General features: G+C 63.7%; 17 protein-coding genes. 8 read left to right on the top strand and 9 right to left on the bottom strand.

Annotated features, from left to right (window positions below):
• Nucleotides 1-266 precede the first annotated feature (266 nt).
• Nucleotides 267-608 carry a hypothetical protein gene (locus ADJ79_RS13705; RefSeq protein ID WP_156303931.1) on the bottom strand — a complete coding sequence of 114 codons (342 nt, stop codon included), beginning with the start codon at nucleotides 606-608 and terminating at the stop codon, nucleotides 267-269.
• On the opposite strand from ADJ79_RS13705, the gene ADJ79_RS00865 reads away from it, so the two are divergent.
• Complete coding sequence (locus tag ADJ79_RS00865) at nucleotides 607-1452, top strand: uroporphyrinogen-III synthase (RefSeq protein WP_050714375.1); 846 nt, start codon at nucleotides 607-609, stop codon at nucleotides 1450-1452. The two genes, ADJ79_RS13705 and ADJ79_RS00865, sit on opposite strands and share 2 nt — an antisense overlap.
• A 534-nt stretch (nucleotides 1453-1986) precedes the next feature.
• Here ADJ79_RS00865 and ADJ79_RS00860 read toward each other — a convergent pair.
• The 3 genes from ADJ79_RS00860 to ADJ79_RS00850 form a co-directional block, all read right to left on the bottom strand.
• Entirely contained in the window at nucleotides 1987-2880 is an 894-nt protein-coding gene (locus ADJ79_RS00860) for a 3',5'-nucleoside bisphosphate phosphatase (protein WP_253273839.1), read from the bottom strand.
• Between the two features lie 248 nt (nucleotides 2881-3128).
• Nucleotides 3129-4547: a DNA recombination protein RmuC gene (locus tag ADJ79_RS00855; protein ID WP_050714374.1), complete on the bottom strand. Its 1419-nt coding sequence runs from the start codon at nucleotides 4545-4547 to the stop codon at nucleotides 3129-3131.
• Between the two features lie 20 nt (nucleotides 4548-4567).
• Complete coding sequence (locus ADJ79_RS00850) at nucleotides 4568-5464, bottom strand: DMT family transporter (protein WP_050714373.1); 897 nt, start codon at nucleotides 5462-5464, stop codon at nucleotides 4568-4570.
• A 231-nt stretch (nucleotides 5465-5695) separates the two neighbouring features.
• On the opposite strand from ADJ79_RS00850, the gene ADJ79_RS00845 reads away from it, so the two are divergent.
• The 6 genes from ADJ79_RS00845 (at nucleotide 5696) to ADJ79_RS00825 (ending at nucleotide 10691) form a co-directional block, all read left to right on the top strand.
• Complete coding sequence (locus tag ADJ79_RS00845; protein WP_050714372.1) at nucleotides 5696-7402, top strand: electron transfer flavoprotein-ubiquinone oxidoreductase; 1707 nt, start codon at nucleotides 5696-5698, stop codon at nucleotides 7400-7402.
• Between the two features lie 6 nt (nucleotides 7403-7408).
• A complete protein-coding gene (gcvH, locus tag ADJ79_RS00840) occupies nucleotides 7409-7792 on the top strand; it encodes a glycine cleavage system protein GcvH (RefSeq protein WP_050714371.1) in 384 nt (127 codons plus the stop codon).
• Nucleotides 7793-7825: 33 nt separating this feature from the next.
• The gene (locus ADJ79_RS13700; RefSeq protein ID WP_156303930.1) at nucleotides 7826-8173 is read left to right on the top strand and encodes a hypothetical protein; all 348 of its coding nucleotides are present in this window, start codon (nucleotides 7826-7828) and stop codon (nucleotides 8171-8173) included.
• Nucleotides 8167-8820 (top strand): C40 family peptidase, encoded by a 654-nt coding sequence (locus ADJ79_RS00835; protein WP_082202754.1) that lies wholly within the window; start codon nucleotides 8167-8169, stop codon nucleotides 8818-8820. Before ADJ79_RS13700 ends, ADJ79_RS00835 begins: the two co-directional genes overlap by 7 nt.
• A 276-nt stretch (nucleotides 8821-9096) precedes the next feature.
• Entirely contained in the window at nucleotides 9097-9858 is a 762-nt protein-coding gene (locus ADJ79_RS00830) for a class I SAM-dependent methyltransferase (RefSeq protein WP_050714370.1), read from the top strand.
• Nucleotides 9843-10691 (top strand): class I SAM-dependent methyltransferase, encoded by an 849-nt coding sequence (locus tag ADJ79_RS00825; RefSeq protein ID WP_050714369.1) that lies wholly within the window; start codon nucleotides 9843-9845, stop codon nucleotides 10689-10691. The genes ADJ79_RS00830 and ADJ79_RS00825 overlap by 16 nt, the downstream gene beginning before the upstream one ends.
• A gap of 153 nt (nucleotides 10692-10844) precedes the next feature.
• Here the strand turns inward: ADJ79_RS00825 and ADJ79_RS00820 are convergent, their stop codons facing one another.
• The gene (locus tag ADJ79_RS00820) at nucleotides 10845-11969 is read right to left on the bottom strand and encodes an FAD-dependent monooxygenase (protein ID WP_050714368.1); all 1125 of its coding nucleotides are present in this window, start codon (nucleotides 11967-11969) and stop codon (nucleotides 10845-10847) included.
• A 248-nt stretch (nucleotides 11970-12217) separates the two neighbouring features.
• Here ADJ79_RS00820 and ADJ79_RS00815 point away from each other — a divergent pair, with 248 nt between their 5' ends.
• Nucleotides 12218-12583: a DUF2628 domain-containing protein gene (locus tag ADJ79_RS00815; protein ID WP_050714367.1), complete on the top strand. Its 366-nt coding sequence runs from the start codon at nucleotides 12218-12220 to the stop codon at nucleotides 12581-12583.
• Nucleotides 12584-12879: 296 nt separating this feature from the next.
• Here the strand turns inward: ADJ79_RS00815 and ADJ79_RS13695 are convergent, their stop codons facing one another.
• The 4 genes from ADJ79_RS13695 to ADJ79_RS14900 form a co-directional block, all read right to left on the bottom strand.
• Nucleotides 12880-13128: a hypothetical protein gene (locus ADJ79_RS13695; RefSeq protein WP_156303929.1), complete on the bottom strand. Its 249-nt coding sequence runs from the start codon at nucleotides 13126-13128 to the stop codon at nucleotides 12880-12882.
• 617 nt (nucleotides 13129-13745) lie between these two features.
• Entirely contained in the window at nucleotides 13746-14267 is a 522-nt protein-coding gene (gene ispF / locus ADJ79_RS00810; RefSeq protein WP_253273838.1) for a 2-C-methyl-D-erythritol 2,4-cyclodiphosphate synthase, read from the bottom strand.
• Nucleotides 14254-15021, bottom strand: coding sequence for a 2-C-methyl-D-erythritol 4-phosphate cytidylyltransferase (gene ispD / locus ADJ79_RS00805; RefSeq protein ID WP_050714366.1), 768 nt, complete (start codon nucleotides 15019-15021; stop codon nucleotides 14254-14256). The genes ispF and ispD overlap by 14 nt, the downstream gene beginning before the upstream one ends.
• Nucleotides 15018-15302 (bottom strand): hypothetical protein, encoded by a 285-nt coding sequence (locus ADJ79_RS14900; RefSeq protein ID WP_172673996.1) that lies wholly within the window; start codon nucleotides 15300-15302, stop codon nucleotides 15018-15020. Before ADJ79_RS14900 ends, ispD begins: the two co-directional genes overlap by 4 nt.
• Between the last annotated feature and the right edge of the window lie 95 nt (nucleotides 15303-15397).

The raw sequence follows: 15397 nt of genomic DNA, 5'->3' as shown, positions 1-15397 counted from the left end.
GCCTTGGAAATCCTCGCCGAGTCACAAAGCCCGCTTGTGGTTTGTGATTCGCGCCGCGCAGCCCCCGATCCGCCGCCCCCACAGCCAGATGGCAGACGGGATCTGTGCGACTGCTTGCGACTGATGCCGGAGCAAGTGGCGGTATGCCCGCCATGCGGCATTAAAAACAGGAGCGGATTTGATGGGGCAGAAATGCCTTTCTGCGCACGTTCTACTAGGGCGTTACGCTATGAATAAAGGAGCGAAAATGTCCCTTCGTTATCGCTTTAAACGCCATAGCCCGCCCTTTCCGCCCTTGCTGCCAGGTTACGGGCAGTCTCCGGACTTTGGTGAAAAAACAGCAGGATCAGCACAGCTTTTTTGGCGGCAGCCTTGTGTGACGGGCATTTTTCAAACACGGCAAAAATGCTTTTTGCAAATATGGGCATTGCGGCTTTGAAAATGGCGGTTTTCGTGTGTTGAATGGCCCTTGAACCGGGGTGCGCGGCGCCGCGCGCGGGACGAGCGGGGCCGGTGCACAGGCAATGGCGTGACAAAATGCGCGGAAATCCGTTTGGACGGAAATTTTTTTGTTTTTCCCTTCCGTTTTTCGAGTAGTTGACGATCATGACCGAGCTTCTTTGCCCCCGCGCCCTCATTACCCGTCCGGAGCCTGAAGCCAGCCGCTGGGTGCAGGCGCTGGCCTCGCGGGGAGTGCCCGCGCATGTGCTGCCGCTCATCGCCATTCAGCCCGTGCCGGATGCAGCGGCGCTGATCGACACATTTGCACGCCTGGGCAACTATTCGGCGCTGATGTTCGTGAGCGGCAATGCGGCGCGGCACTTTTTCATGGCCTTCAAGCGCTTTGCGCCCAAGTTGCTGGAATCGGGCTTGCTGGAGATGGCCGCCTGGTCGCCTGGCCCCGGCACCAGCGCAGTGTTGCGCGAATGCGGCTGGCCTACGGCGTTGATCGTGCAGCCTGCGGCGGATGCGCCGCAATTCGATTCCGAATCGCTATGGCAGAGCGTGCGCGAAAACGTGCGCCCCGGCGAGCGCGTGCTGATCGTGCGCGGCGGCGATGCCCAGGGGCGCAGCCAGGGGCGCGACTGGCTGGCCGAGCAGCTGACGGAGGCGGGCGTGACAGTGGAGCAGGTGGTGGCCTACTGCCGCACCGCGCCCATCTTCAGCGCTGAGCAAAAGGCGCTGGCGCGCCAGGCGGCGGGCGATGGCACGGTGTGGGTGTTCAGCAGCTCCGAAGCCATTTCCAACCTGCGCAAGTCCGCGCCCGGGCAAAACTGGCAGAAGGCCCGCGCGCTGACCACGCATCCGCGCATCGCGCAGGTAGCGCGCGAGGCGGGCTTTGGCACAGTGCGCGAATCCCGCCCTGTCATGCAGGCCGTGGTGCAGGCGCTGCGCTGCTGGGACGAGCCGCAGCAGGAGCCTGCGCAGGAGCAGGGCGCGCCGCAGCCCTGAAAAAGCGGCGCACATGAAAATAACGCTCGGATTCCGTCAGATCAATGGTTTGAAAATCGCTGAAATCCGCTCGCCAGAGCGGGCGATTGGCCATATTGGAGATGCGCTGGATTGACTGGGCGATGTGTCTTTCAAGACAAAGATGGCCGGATAAATACGGCAACAATTTGCCGCCCGTCGCTTTCGCCTCGTCATTAGGGGTGATTTTCAAGGTATTCAGCGCATGACGGCAGGCGGGCGTTTTCAGATTCGCCATTGCGCCATGCCGGGCATGGGTTTGTCTAGCGCTATTTCTTCGATAGGCTTGCATGAAGCGCTGGCGTGCGTCTGAAAGACGCCGCTGTTTCAGGATTCAGGGTATTTGCGATGCCGCGCCGGATTTTGAATGCGCTTGAATGAATGGCTGAAATGAATATCGCCAGAGCGCATGGCGATGCTGGAAATGGATATTTCCTGTTGTTTGCGGCGCCGGGCGTTTGCCGGTTTGCATCAAGCTGAAAAAGGCAAAAAGGCGAAAACGGCAGCGCTGGAGATTTAGCGGCTAGCCAGCTGCGGCAGCATCCAGACGGGAGTAAGGCCCGCAGGCAGGGGCGGCAGGCGGCCCAGGTCGGTGCGGCTTTCGCGGGGGCTGTGAAAGTCGCTGCCGCGCGAGGCGGCCAGGTTGAATTCCCGGGCGATGCTGGCGTAGTGCGCGATTTCGGCCGGGGTGTGGCTGCTGGTGACCACTTCAATGCCATGCCCGCCGTGCGCCTTGAATTCGGTGAACAGCGCGTATTTTTCGACGGGCGTGAGCCGGTAGCGCGCCGGGTGGGCAATGACGGCCACGCCGCCCGCCTGCGTGATCCAGCCTATGGCCTCGCTCAGCCCGGCCCAGTGGTGGGGCACATAGCCGGGCTTGCCGGCGGTGAGGAAACGGCGGAAGACTTCGCCGTTGTCGCGGCACACGCCGGTTTCAATCAGAAAGCGGGCGAAATGGGTGCGGGCGATGAGGGCGGGGCTGCCCGCATGGCGCAATGCGCCTTCGTAAGCGCCTGAAATGCCTGCCTTGGCCAGCCCTTCGGCCATCTTCTGGGCGCGGGGGCCGCGCCCGTCACGGTTGGCGGCCAGGCCGCGCGCCAGGGCGGTGCTTTCCGCCGGGTCAAAGCCCAGGCCGACGATGTGGACGGTATCGCTTGCGAAGCTGACGGAAATTTCCACGCCGGTGAGATAGCGCATGCCGCAGGCGCTGGCGGCGGCATGCGCGCGCGCCTGGCCGCTGATGACGTCGTGATCGGTCAGCGACCACAACTGCACGCCGTTGGCAGCGGCGCGCTCGGCCAGCGCTTCAGGCTCCAGGGTGCCGTCAGAGGCAGTGGAGTGGCTGTGCAGGTCGGCATTGAGTTCGGACGAGAGGGGGGAGATGGAGGTTCTGGGGCGGCTGGTGTTCACGTAGGCATTCTAGGAGGAAGGCAAGGGCGGACAGGCCTGGAAAACCACCTAAACGAAGGGCTGAAAAAGCTTTTTCTGCTTTGAATTTAATAGCATGAAAACACGAGTGGACTAGGACATAAGGCCGTTTTGATGCTTGCTCAGCCAGATGTCACAGATGTATTTGAAAATCATTTTCTTTCTTGAAAAAGGTTTGGAGCCTGTTTTGCTTCTCACGGCCAGATTGCAAACAGGCGCTTAGCGGGGGCCTAGCCTTCAGCGGCCGGGCGGCTGCTGGGCGGCGCGGGCGGCAGCAGGGTTTGCGCCGCGCTCTCGGGCAAGGCTTCCACCTGTTTGAGGGCGCGGTGCATCACGTTGCTGCGCGTTTGCGCCTGCTCGAGCGTGTTGAGCACGGTTTGCGTCTGGCTGCGGATGCGCGCGAGCACGTCACCGAACTTGCCGAATTCGGTTTTCACCGCGCCCAGCACCTGCCAGACTTCGCTGCTGCGCTTTTGCAGCGCCAGCGTGCGAAAGCCCATTTGCAGGCTGTTGAGCATGGCCAGCAAGGTGACGGGGCCGGCCAGGGTGATGCGGCATTCGCGCTGCAAGGCTTGCAGCAGGCCGGGGCGGCGCAGGGCTTCGGCATACAGGCCTTCGGCGGGCAGAAAGAGGATGCCGAAGTCGGTGGTGTGCGGCGGCTGCAGGTATTTGTCGGCCATGCTGCGCGCTTCTTGCCGCAAGCGCGCTTCCAGCGCGCGGGCGGCGGCTTCGGCGGCAGGCGCGTCGGCTCTTTGCTGGGCGTCCAGCAGGCGCTCGTAGTCTTCGGTGGGAAATTTGGCGTCGATGGGCAGCCAGACGCTTTCGCCGTCTTCGCCCCGGCCCGGCAGGCGGATGGCGAAGTCCACGGCCTGGCGGCTGCCGGGGCGCGTGGCCACTTGCGCGGCGTATTGCTCCGGTGTGAAGACCTGCTCGAGCAGGCCGGCCAGCTGCGCTTCGCCAAAGATGCCGCGCGTTTTCACGTTGGCCAGCAGGTGCTTGAGGTCGCCCACGCCTTGCGCCAGGGTGTGCATTTCGCCCAGGCCGCGATGCACTTGCTCCAGCCGCTCGGCCACTTGTCGGAAGCTCTCGCCCAGGCGCTGCTCCAGCGTGGTTTGCAGTTTTTCATCGACGGTGCGGCGCATTTCGTCCAGTTTTTCGGCGTTGCCTTGTTGCAGGCGGGCCAGCTCTTGCTGCAAGGCGCCGCGCACTTCCTGCAAGCGGCGGGCGTTGTTTTCGCTGAGCGATTGCAGTTGCGTGACCAGCGTGTCGGCCAGCGTTTTTTGCAGCAGGGCCAGCTGCTGGGCGAAGGCGTCTATCTGCGCATTTTGCGTGCGGGTGGCTTCGGCGTTTTGGCGGGTGATGGTTTGCTGAAAGGCGGTGAGCGCGTGCAGGCTTTCTTGCCGCCCTTCGCGCGCGCCTTGGGCGATTTGCTGGCGCAGTTCGCGCTCCAGGCGCACGGAGGTTTCACGCTGCTCCTGCGCATGCGCGGCAGCCTGTGCGGCAGCGCTTTGGGTCAGCAGCTGCATGTCTTGCAGCGAAGGCGCATCCGCCGCGCGCTGCGGCCTGCGCAGCAGCACGGCGATGAGCAGCGCGGCATTCAGCAGGCCCAAGGCCAGGGCGGCCCAGAAAAGAAAAGCAGGGTGGTTCATGGAAGCGAGCCGGTCCGGTCTCAATGACTGCCGTGGTGCGCCCGGATGGCGGCCACGATGCCCAGGGTGAAAAGAAGGGCGGCGGCCAGTTGCATGCCATCAAGCCAGGCGCGCGCCCAGAGCGCGTCGTAACACAGCGCGAAGAGGGTTTCGCTCACGATGAGCTGCCCGCACAGGCTGGCGGGCAGGCGCTGGCTGGCGACGTTCCACAGCACGGTGGCCAGCCAGCTTGCGCAAAAGCCGATGGCGAAGGCCACCAACAAAAAAACGCCCAGGCCGGGTGTGGCGGCCAGCCGCGTGGCGGGCGTGCCGACGGCCAGCCACATGAGCGCGCCGCCCAGGCCCGTGGCCACGCCCAGCCAGTTGGTCCAGTCGCGGGCGCCGACATCAGGATGGCGCTTGAGCCAGGCGGCGTTGAGCAGCGCGAAGGCCGTCCAGCTTGCCAGGCCGCCGCAAGCCAGCGCCAGGCCTGCGGCGTCTAAGCGGCCCGTGGCTGCGTGTTGCGCGCTGTGCAGTCCCATCAGCCACAGGCCTGCCGCCGTGAGCGCCAGCCCCGGCAGCAGGGCGGCCCAGCGCAGGGATTGGGGCTTGCCCAGCAACATCACCCAGATGGGCACGGTGCCCATGATGAGCGCGGGCAGCGCCACGCCCAGCCGCCGGATGGACAGCACGACCAGCAGGTAGTAGCCCGTGAAGCCCAGCACCGACAGCGCCAGCGCCGCCAGCGAGTGCCGCAAACCGGGCAGACGGCTGGGAGCGAAGCGCCAGGCCATCATGAGCAGCGCCGTCAGGCCATAAACGATGAAGCGGGCCGCGCTGACATCCAATGCCGAAAAAGCCGGAACCACGCGCGGCGCCAGAAAGGAAAAGCCCCAGAACGCGCCCGCGCCCAAGCCCGCAAAAACGCCAATCCACATGCTTAGAGCTTCGCCCGAAAAACGTTCATTTGCACACGCGCAACTCCTGAAAGGATAGCAGCGAATCAGGGCCGCGTAACGGGCTGGCCAGCGTTGAAAGCAGGTTCAGTGACCCACCTCAATACCTTGTATTACGGCGCGCTCCAGCCCTGTGCTGTTCCTTCGTTTTGACGGAAGGCATATTTACAATGAGAAGTGATCTTCTCCCACTCACAAGAAAGAGACAAAACCATGAGTACAGCACAAGCCATTTTGGAGCAGTACGGCCCGCGCGAGGCCATGGAATACGACGTGGTGATCGTTGGCGGCGGCCCCGCCGGCCTGTCAGCCGCCATCCGGCTCAAGCAGCTGGCCGCCCAAGACGGAAAAGAGCTTTCTGTCGTGGTGCTGGAAAAAGGTTCGGAGCCGGGCGCGCACATTCTTTCAGGCGCCATCATGGATCCGCGATCGCTGAACGAGCTGATTCCCGACTGGAAGGAAAAAGGCGCGCCGCTGAACCAGCCCGTCACGGACGAAGCCTATGTCTTTCTGAACCGCAACGGCGGCGGCGCGCGGGTGCCCGGCGTGCTGCTGCCGCCTTTTGCCGACAGCCACGGCTGCTACATCGTCAGCTTGGGCAACGTCACGCGCTGGCTGGCCGCGCAGGCCGAAGAGCTTGGCGTGGAAATCTTCCCCGGCTTTCCCGCCGCCGAAGTGCTGTATGACGAAGAGGGCCGCGTCAAGGGCGTGGCCACGGGCAACATGGGCGTGGGCAAAGACGGCGAGCCGACCGAAAACTTCCAGCTGGGCATGGAGCTGCTGGGCAAATACACGCTGTTTGCCGAAGGCTCGCGCGGCCAGCTGGGCAAGCAGCTCATCGCCCGCTACAAGCTCGACGCCGAAAGCGACCCGCAAAGCTACGCCATCGGCATCAAGGAGCTGTGGGAAATCGACCCCTCGCGCCACACCCCCGGCTTTGCCATGCACACCGCCGGCTGGCCCATGGACGAAATGACCTACGGCGGCGCCTTCATGTACCACGCCGAAAACAACCTGATGTATTGCGGCTTCGTCATCGGCCTGAACTACACCAACCCCTACCTCAGCCCCTTCGAGGAATTCCAGCGCTGGAAAACGCACCCGCGCATCAGCTGGTATTTCACCGACGACCACGGCAACGTGAACGCCAAGCGCGTGTCCTACGGCGCGCGCGCCATCACCGCTGGCGGCGTGTTGTCGCTGCCCAAGCTGGTGTTTCCGGGCGGCGCGCTGCTGGGCTGCAACGCGGGCTTTCTGAACGTCAGCCGCATCAAGGGCGCGCATGCGGCCATCAAAAGCGGCATGCTGGCCGCCAAAGCCGCCTATGACGCCGTGACGCAAGGCCGCCAGCAAGACGAACTCACCGATTACCCGCGCACCTTCTATTCAAGCTGGCTTTATGCCGAGCTGGAAAAAGACCGCAACTTCAAGAACTGGTTCAAGAAGGGCCTGACGGTGGGCAGCCTGATGAACGGCTTCGAGCAAATGGCGCTGCGCGGCCACATGCCTTGGACGCTGCACCGCCACCAGCCCGACCACGTGCAGCTCAAGCCCGCCGCCCAGTGCCAGCCCATTGATTACCCCAAGCCTGACGGCAAACTCACCTTTGACCGCCTCTCGGGCGTTTTCATCAGCAACACCAGCCACGAGGAAAACCAGCCCTCGCACCTCACGCTGAAAGACCCCGATGTGCCCGTGAAGGTGAACCTGGCCAAATACGCAGGCCCCGAGGCGCGCTACTGCCCCGCCGCCGTGTACGAATACGTGCCCGACGAAACCAAAGGCGGCAACGCCCAGCGCCTGCAAATCAACGCCTCCAACTGTCTGCACTGCAAAACCTGCGACATCAAGGACCCCACGCAAAACATCGTGTGGGTTGCGCCCGAAGGCGGCGGCGGCCCCAACTATTCAGGCATGTAAAGCCATATGACCCTCAAATACACACCAGAGCATCAATGGCTGCGCGTGGACGATGCGGCGGCGGGCATGGCCACCGTAGGCATCACGATTCATGCGCAAGACGCGCTGGGCGATATCGTTTACGTGAGGTGCCCTGATGTGGGCCAAGTCATTGCCAAGGATGCCATTGCCGCTGTGATTGAGTCCGTGAAAACCGCCGCAGACGTTTTCATGCCCGCTTCGGGTGAAATTGTCGAAACCAATGCCAGCGCCCTGGCAGCCAATCCAGCCCTGCTCAACACCGACCCGATGGGGGCGGGCTGGATTTTCAAGGTCAAACTGAGCGATCCATCCCAGCTGGAAACCCTGCTGGATGAAGCGGACTACCTGGCACTGACGCGAGCGCCTTAAGATCCTGTTGACGGTCGGCTGTGAACAGGTTTTATGCAACCTGAAGGGGTTCCCCGACTTTCAAGCGCCTGTTTCAGGCGCTTTTTTTATGCCTGCGGGAATAGCTGTCTGCGCTGGACACATGCCAACGCGAAAAGCAGCAAAGCGGGTTTTGAGCTGCTGCGCGAACCGGTTTCGACGCTTCTCTTTGTTGTGAGCAGAGGCGAATTGCCAAGCATCCAGGAAAACGCGTCCGGATACGCTGGAAATGGACGCAAGCGCCAGGCGGTTGCGTATCTTTTGTTTCAAGGTGCCTGTTTTATTTGCCTTGCAGCGGAATGGGCGCTTAAACTTCGGGCGTTTTTTTGCCCCATCTTCCTCCTGCCGGTGCTGTCATGCTGAACAAATTGCTGCCCCTGTGTCTGGCCTTGACGGCCTTTGCCGTCCATGCCTCGCCCGAGCAGGACCCACTGGCAGCCTTGCTGGCCAGCCGGGGGCTTTTGCCAGTCAGCACGCCGGTTAGCGGCCCATCCGTCAGCCCGGATCAAGCCAGCAAGCTGCTGATGACGGCGCTGGGGTTCAGCGGCAGCACCTACCGGATGGGCGGCACTTCGGTGGAAACGGGTTTTGATTGCAGCGGCTTTGTGCAGCACATGTACCGGGACGCGGTGGGCTTGAAACTGCCGCGTGATACCGCATCGCAAGCGGCGGCCACGCAACCCATTGACGCGGCTCATCTGGCACCGGGCGATCTGGTTTTTTTCAATACGCAGCGCCGCGCCCATAGCCATGTGGGCATTTACGTGGGGGACGGCAAATTCATTCACGCCCCGCGCACGGGCGAGAAGGTGCGTCTGGAGAGCATGAATGCCCGTTATTGGCAGCAACGCTTTGATGGCGCGCGCCGCGTGTTGTCCGGCCTCAAGCCGCCGGTGCCTTCAGCCATTGCCGCTCCGTTGATGCCGCCGCCTTCATCGCCCACGGAAGCGGCCGAGTCGGCCATTGCCGCTGCTGAAAGAGCAGGCTTGCTGCCCCGGCGGTCGCGCTGAGAGCCTGATGCTGAAACGGCCAGCATGGCCGCGCGTCTGGCAGAACCCGCCCTTGGCATGAAAGCGAGCGGCGAAGGGTGAGGGGCTGGCGCAACAAGTCGCCTGCGCATGCCTGGAGTCAGCAAAAACAGGAGCGAATTTGAGCGGCCTGAAATGCCGCTCCGCGCAGTTTCCACTAGGACGTTATGCTATGAAACAAGGAGCTGAAATATCCCGTGCATTCGGGCTTTGTCCGTGCGGTGCGCTCCATCCCGATTTGCTCTTTGAGGCCAGACCATGAACCCTTCCGAATCAGACATTCCCTTCAAGCCTGGCCTGGCCGCTGCGGGCATTCCCATGCGGGACGGCATCTGGCAGTGCCTGGACGCGAGCCAGGTGCAGGGCAGCAATGCCAGATATATGCGCATGTACGACCGCCTCGCCCGCTGGTACGACCTGGGCGAGCGCTGGATAGGCCGGCTGCTTTATGGCCGCTCCATCGCCCGCATGCGCCGCGAGCTGATGGCCAGCCTGCCCTGGCGGCCTGGCTGCCGGGCGCTGTATGTTTCCATCGGCACGGGCATGGATCTGGCCTCTATCCCGGCGGATCTGAACGCCATCCGCCTCATTGGGGCGGATCTGTCGCAGGGCATGCTTTGCCGCTGCCGCGCTGTCTGGGCGCGGAAAGCGCGCCTTGAGCTGGTGCGCTGCCAGGCGGAAGAGCTGCCGTTTCAGGATGGCGCTTTCGACATCGTTTTTCACGTGGGCGGCATCAACTTCTTCAGCGACCCGGCGCAGGCCGTGCGGGAGATGCTGCGCGTGGCCCGCCCTGGCGCGGCCCTGCTCATTGCGGATGAAACGGCTGAGCACATCGAGCGCCAGTACAAGCGCAGCCTTTTCACGCGCCGGGATTTCCGCGACGCGCGCTTTGACCTCTCCGCCATTGAAAGCTGCATTCCGCCCGGTGTTTTGAACCGCCGCACGCGCCTGCTCTGGCAGGGGCGCTTTTACTGCATTACTTTTTCCAAAGAAGGAGCGCGACCATGCAACCCGGCCTGACGGGCATTTCCGAAACCATGCTCTGGACGCTGCACAACCGCGCCAGCGAAGCCGCCCGCCCTGACGGCTGCCTGCGCGATCCCATGTGCCTGCACATCTACCGCGCCCTGCATTACGACTACGAGCGCCACTTTGGCCATGCCGATGGCTCGCACGGCGTGCGCTCGCAGCTGTTTGATGAGCACCTGCGCATCTTTCTGGCCGCTCATCCCCGCGCCGCCATCGTCAATTTGGGCGAGGGGCTGGAAACCCAGCGTTACCGCATTGATGCGCCCGAGGCCCTGTGGATCAGCGTGGATGTGCCCGAGGCCCTTGCCATCCGCGAGCGTTTCATCCAGCCTGACGCGCGCCACCTGCACGTGCGCGCCAGCGCTCTGGACACCGCCGCCTGGTTCGGCGCCGTGCCGCCAGAGCGCCCCTGCTTCATCACCGCCCAGGGCCTGTTCATGTATTTCAGCGAAGAGGAAATGGCCCGCTTCGCGCGGGCGCTGGCGCAGCGTTTTCCCGGCGCCATCCTCATGTTCGACTACATCAGCCGCAGCCTCTCGCGCCGCACCTTGAGCAAGCATGGCTGGATGAAAACGCCCTACTACCGCACGCCGCCCATGCCCTGGGGCGTGAACCGCGACGAGCTGGAGCCGCTCTTTTCGCGCTGGCTGGGCCAGCCCGTGCGGGTGCACAACGTCACCTTTGTTTTTCCGCGCGGCCCCCTGCATTGGCTCATTCCCATGAGCGAGCATTACCTGCCCTGGCTGGCCAATCATTTCCCTGGCGTGTGCTGGCTGCAATTGCCGCAGGAAGGGCCGTCTGGCCAAGAGTCCGTTTCCGCCTAGAAAAAAGCAGGCAGGGCGGGGGCGCAAGGCGGCAGGCGGGCTGGCGGCGGCGGGCTGGGCCTGACCGTTTTTTCGCCAGCCGCTGCGTGCCCGGCCCGCGCTTGCGGGCGATTGGGCCGCGCGAAAAAGCGGCCTCTGGCGCAAAGCGGCGGATCACATGGCCTGGCGGGCCAGCCAGCGCTTGAGCGCAGGCAGCTGATTGACGCCGCTCAGCCCCCAGTTGCGCAGGGCGGCCAGCGGGGCGCAGTCCGGCTGGCCAAAGAGCTGTTGCAGCCCGTCGGTGGCGCACTGCATGGCGGCCACCGGCAGGGCGCGGGCGCGGGCGTAGCGGCGCAGCAGGCGGGCATCGCCCACGCTGCGCCAGTATTCGCGCTGCGCCAGCGTGGCGGCCAGGCAGGCCACGTCGCCCAGGCCGGTGTTCAGGCCCTGGCCCGCAAGCGGGTGCATGGCGTGGGCGGCATCGCCCGCCAGCGCCCAGCTTTGGCCGGGGCGCCCGGGCATGGGGCCGCTCCAGCGGCTGGCGCGGCCCAGCATGAGCGGCCAGCAGGCGCGCTCGCCCTCCAGCGCCAGCGCGCCCAGCGCGTGTTCGCTGGCAGCAGCGGCTTCTGCGGCAAAGGCTTCGGGTGGCAGCGCCATCAGCTGCGCCGCGTGTTCCGGGCGGGCGGACCACACCAGCGCCACGCGGCGGCCCGCCGGGCCATCCAGCGGCAGCAGGGCGGCGATTTCGCCCTCTGGCGTGAACCACTGCCGCGCCACTTGCTCATGGGGGCGCTCGCACGCCAGCCGCGCGGCCACGGCGTGCTGCGGGTAGGGCACGGCCTGCCAGCCCGCGCTCAAGGCTTCGCGCGTGGCGCTGTCGCGGCCCTCGCAAATCACCGTCAGCGGCGCAGGCACAGCCTCGGGCGTGACTTCAATGCCCGGCGCAAAGCGCACGGCCTCGGCCAGCAGGTTTTCCAGAACCGGCACATCCACGATCCAGTTCAGCGCCGGCACGCCCTGCATGGCGGCAGTAAAGCGCAACTGGCCGTGCTGGTCGCCGCGCACCTGCATCTCCATCACGGGCGTGGCGTGCTCCGGCGCGGGCCAGCAGCGCAGGCCGGCCAGCAGCTTTTGCCCGGCGGGGTTGATGGCGTAGGCGCGCACGTCAGGCGCTTTGGACGCACGCTCAGGCGGGGCCGTCAGCGCCACGCGCAGTTTTTCACGCGCCAGCAAAAGCGCCAGCACACGGCCCGTAATGCCCGCGCCGCGTATGCAGATGTCAGCTTGAAATGCACTCATGGCGGCGGATTTTAGGCGGGGCAGGGGAGCAGAAAACCCGAAAGCGCGGCCATTGAAGACGAAAAAACAGAATGGGCATGTTTCTCGCGGCGGGAAAGCGGGGTTTGCTGAAAATGCCACGCTCACTCCGTTTTACCCCTGTTCAGCAGATGGAGCCATGACAGCCCGCGTTTTCAACCCTGTCTGGGAATGGCTCATTTCATGCTTTAACCCAACGCATGAGACAGGCGTCACGCTCCCGGGTTGTAATGGAAATAGAAAAGCGCTTCGCCTTTTTCGACAGCGTGCCGCCCGTGCGAATGTTCAAAGGCTCGCCCGAAATGGCCGCCAGGCTCAAGGCCATGCCGTGGAAGGAGCGGCTGCTGGTTCTGAACAACTGGTTTGCCTTCTTTTTCACATTCATCTACGTCGGCTTTTTCCTGAAACTGTGGAAACAGGCACTCATGATCTTTGGCCTGGCCATGCTGGCAGGCGTAATTGGCGCCATTTTCGACTTGTCTGACAATGTCATTCGCGCCCTGGGTTTCAGCATTTCGTATCTGTTTTCCTTGCGCGCCAATTACTGGTATTACCTGAGCAAGGCCAAGGGCAAGAATATTGGCTGGATGCTGTAATACTGGCGCCCGGCGTTGGCCGAATAAATGAGCGGGGAATTGGAAACCGGGAAAGCCGCGCGCGTTCCGGTTTCACTTGACCGCGCGCCTGGCGCAGCGTGGCAGCCAGTTTCCCGGCGGCTAGCAAAACCGCCTTGATGAAACGCCCGGCCCGCCCGCATTTCTGATGCCTTTCCCGCCCCGCCAGCGTGGGAAGGGCCGTGCCTTGGGGCAGGCCGTGCTTGCCAAATGACATCAGAAACAGGAGCAGATTTAAAGGGTATAAAAAGCCGTTTCGCGCAGTATCCACTAGGACCTCATGCTATGAATGAAGGAGCAAAAAAACGCTGCGTGCAGCAAAGCAGCATCCTGCACAGTCCGCGTTCGCTCCTGCGCGGCTTTTTCACGCTTGCAACCAGATCGGAAACGGCAAAAAACGGCTTTTGACGAAAGGCCCGATTTTCAGATTTCAGACTGAATGCTGCGGCCCTTCGCCACTGCGTTCGCAACGCTGGAAAATTGGGCGGGCGGATAAAAGCCGCCGCGCTGAAGGGCGGCATTTTCATGCTGGCGCTTCAGGGGCGTGATTTCATTTCACGGGCAGGCGAAAAGCTCCGGGCGGCTATGCGCATGGCAATGGGCTTGCCTCGAATTCATCTGCCGCACGATGTTTTCTGATGCCCGGAACTGCTGCCAAACTGCGCCAGCTGAAATGATGGGCCGCCATTCCGATATGGCTTTTGCCTGAAGTTGATTTGCGGGCCGAATGGAGAGAACTGGCTGGCATTTGATTCGGATATTTTCAGATGGCCTTGTTCTATTTTTTTTGCCGGTTTTCTTTTTTGCTCCGAAACATTGGAGTCAGGCGATTTTGCTGCTATGGTTTACCCCTTTTGAATTGCTTGTGCCGGCGTCGATTCACGGCGCTGAAAATGATCGGCCAGTCTGAAAACCGGCCGCTCGTGCAATGACTGGCTTCTTGCGCAGCGCCAGCCAATCATCATTTGCATGAATCATGCACGGTCTGCCGGTTTGGCTGATGCGTCATGAAGAAATGGGCGCGTGCGTTTTTGGCGATGGCCTGAATGGGAAAAGTTTTTTCCGGAAGAAGCGGCATTCATTTTCATGGCCGGCAAGCGCAAGGGCATTCTTCAGGCATGCGCTTTCTGCCGCCTTTTCGCGCCTAGGGCCTGACCAGCAGCGCCACGGCGCGCGCCTCCATGCTTTCGCCCCGGCCTACGGGGCCGAGCTTTTCGGCGGTTTTGGCTTTCACGTTCACCTGTTCGGGCGCCACACCCAGGGCGCTGGCGATGCGCTGCGTCATGGCCGGGCGGTGGGGGCCGATGCGCGGGGCCTGGGCGATGACGGTGCAGTCCACATTGGCGATGCGCCAGCCGGCGGCGCGCACGCGGCGGGCGGCTTCTTGCAGCAGGGCGTGCGAATCGGCCCCGGCAAAGGCGGCATCCGTGTCGGGAAAGTGCGTGCCGATATCGCCCAGGCCCGCCGCGCCGAGCACGGCGTCGGTGATGGCGTGCAGCAGCGCGTCGGCGTCTGAATGGCCCGCCAGGCCGTGGGTGTGGGGCACGTGCACGCCGCCCAGAATGAGCGGGCGGCCCTGGACGAGGGCGTGGGTGTCCCAGCCTTCGCCCACGCGCATGGGCGGCCAGTCGGCAGGATCGGCAGAGGTGTTTTCAGGCAGGTTCATGGCGGGTTTGCAAAAGGGCGGCGGCCAGGGCGAAATCTTCCGGCCAGGTGACTTTGATGTTGTGGGCGCTGCCGCGCACCAGCAGCGGGCGGCTGCCAGCGGCTTCCATCGCGCTGGCTTCGTCGGTGATGCCCGCAAAACCGCTGGCCGCGCGCGCCGCCAGCGCGGCATGCAAGGGGGCGATGCGGAACATCTGCGGCGTTTGCGCCAGCCACTTGCCCTCGCGCGGCAGCGTGGTGGCGGCGCGCCCCGCAGCGTCAGCGGTCTTGAGCGTGTCAGGCAGGGGCATGGCCAGCAGGGCGCCAGACAGGCCGCCTTCTTCGTTGGCGCTGGCGGCATTCAGGCAGGCGTCAATCAGGCGGTTGATGAGCGCGGGGGTGATGAGGCAGCGGGCGGCGTCGTGCACCAGCACCCAGTCGCTGCCAGCCGCTCCGCGCTGCAACAGGCGCTCCAGCCCGTTGAACACGCTTTCGGCGCGGCTGGCGCCGCCGCAATCGGCCAGCGCGAAAGCGTCATGGGGCAGGCGGTCAAGCAGGCGGGCGGCCAGCGCGTCATCGCCCGGCGCGGTCACGATCAGCGTCTGCGCAATGCGCGGCACGCCCGCAAAGGCCGCCAGCGTGTGCCACACCAGCGGCGCGCCGCCGATGGGCTGGTATTGCTTGGGCTGCGCCGCGCCCGCGCGCGAGCCGCTGCCCGCGCAGGGAATCAGGGCATGGCAGCGGGCAACGCAGCGATTGGGAGCGGCGGATTTCATGGGCAGGGCAGAAGCTGGCGTGCAGCGCAAAAAGCGCGATTTTCATGGAAATGAAATTGGCGGAAGATATGTATTTTTATTGATTCGCCGCATTCAACTTTGCCTGCCGCCCCGCCACCCCGCAAACACATTCGCGTTCCGCAAATCATCAAGGCCAAGCCAGGGCCGTATGGAAGAAAAACATGAAAGACATGGCTGACAACTTTTTTGCCAACCCGCGCCCAGTCGAGGGACGCCTGCGGCAACTCTTCATGGCGCGGCCTGGCAGCTAGCCAGTCCATCTTTTGGAGTGGCAGAAAGCCTTGCCAGCGGTGGAATTTTCCCCATTCAAATGTATGAGCATTACTAACGCAACGGGCGTTGCAGGAGGCAGCGG

The organism is Ottowia sp. oral taxon 894, from assembly GCF_001262075.1.
In the GTDB taxonomy this organism is placed as follows: Bacteria; Pseudomonadota; Gammaproteobacteria; order Burkholderiales; family Burkholderiaceae_C; genus Ottowia; species Ottowia massiliensis.
Note: the sequence above shows the minus strand (reverse complement) of the source record. Positions and strands in the feature narration are given on the sequence as shown.

What these genes read in the sequence shown, in the direction of transcription:
- ADJ79_RS00845 (WP_050714372.1), top strand. Translation starts at nt 5,696, where the DNA reads ATGAGTACAGCACAAGCCATTTTGGAGCAGTACGGCCCGCGCGAGGCC.
- ADJ79_RS00850 (WP_050714373.1), bottom strand. Translation starts at nt 5,464, where the DNA reads ATGTGGATTGGCGTTTTTGCGGGCTTGGGCGCGGGCGCGTTCTGGGGC.
- gcvH (WP_050714371.1), top strand. Translation starts at nt 7,409, where the DNA reads ATGACCCTCAAATACACACCAGAGCATCAATGGCTGCGCGTGGACGAT.
- ispD (WP_050714366.1), bottom strand. Translation starts at nt 15,021, where the DNA reads ATGAAATCCGCCGCTCCCAATCGCTGCGTTGCCCGCTGCCATGCCCTG.
- ADJ79_RS13700 (WP_156303930.1), top strand. Translation starts at nt 7,826, where the DNA reads ATGCAACCTGAAGGGGTTCCCCGACTTTCAAGCGCCTGTTTCAGGCGC.
- ADJ79_RS00830 (WP_050714370.1), top strand. Translation starts at nt 9,097, where the DNA reads ATGAACCCTTCCGAATCAGACATTCCCTTCAAGCCTGGCCTGGCCGCT.
- ADJ79_RS13695 (WP_156303929.1), bottom strand. Translation starts at nt 13,128, where the DNA reads ATGAAAATGCCGCCCTTCAGCGCGGCGGCTTTTATCCGCCCGCCCAAT.
- ADJ79_RS00820 (WP_050714368.1), bottom strand. Translation starts at nt 11,969, where the DNA reads ATGAGTGCATTTCAAGCTGACATCTGCATACGCGGCGCGGGCATTACG.
- ispF (WP_253273838.1), bottom strand. Translation starts at nt 14,267, where the DNA reads ATGAACCTGCCTGAAAACACCTCTGCCGATCCTGCCGACTGGCCGCCC.
- ADJ79_RS00825 (WP_050714369.1), top strand. Translation starts at nt 9,843, where the DNA reads ATGCAACCCGGCCTGACGGGCATTTCCGAAACCATGCTCTGGACGCTG.
- ADJ79_RS14900 (WP_172673996.1), bottom strand. Translation starts at nt 15,302, where the DNA reads ATGGACTGGCTAGCTGCCAGGCCGCGCCATGAAGAGTTGCCGCAGGCG.
- ADJ79_RS00855 (WP_050714374.1), bottom strand. Translation starts at nt 4,547, where the DNA reads ATGAACCACCCTGCTTTTCTTTTCTGGGCCGCCCTGGCCTTGGGCCTG.
- ADJ79_RS00835 (WP_082202754.1), top strand. Translation starts at nt 8,167, where the DNA reads ATGCTGAACAAATTGCTGCCCCTGTGTCTGGCCTTGACGGCCTTTGCC.
- ADJ79_RS00815 (WP_050714367.1), top strand. Translation starts at nt 12,218, where the DNA reads ATGGAAATAGAAAAGCGCTTCGCCTTTTTCGACAGCGTGCCGCCCGTG.
- ADJ79_RS00865 (WP_050714375.1), top strand. Translation starts at nt 607, where the DNA reads ATGACCGAGCTTCTTTGCCCCCGCGCCCTCATTACCCGTCCGGAGCCT.
- ADJ79_RS13705 (WP_156303931.1), bottom strand. Translation starts at nt 608, where the DNA reads ATGATCGTCAACTACTCGAAAAACGGAAGGGAAAAACAAAAAAATTTC.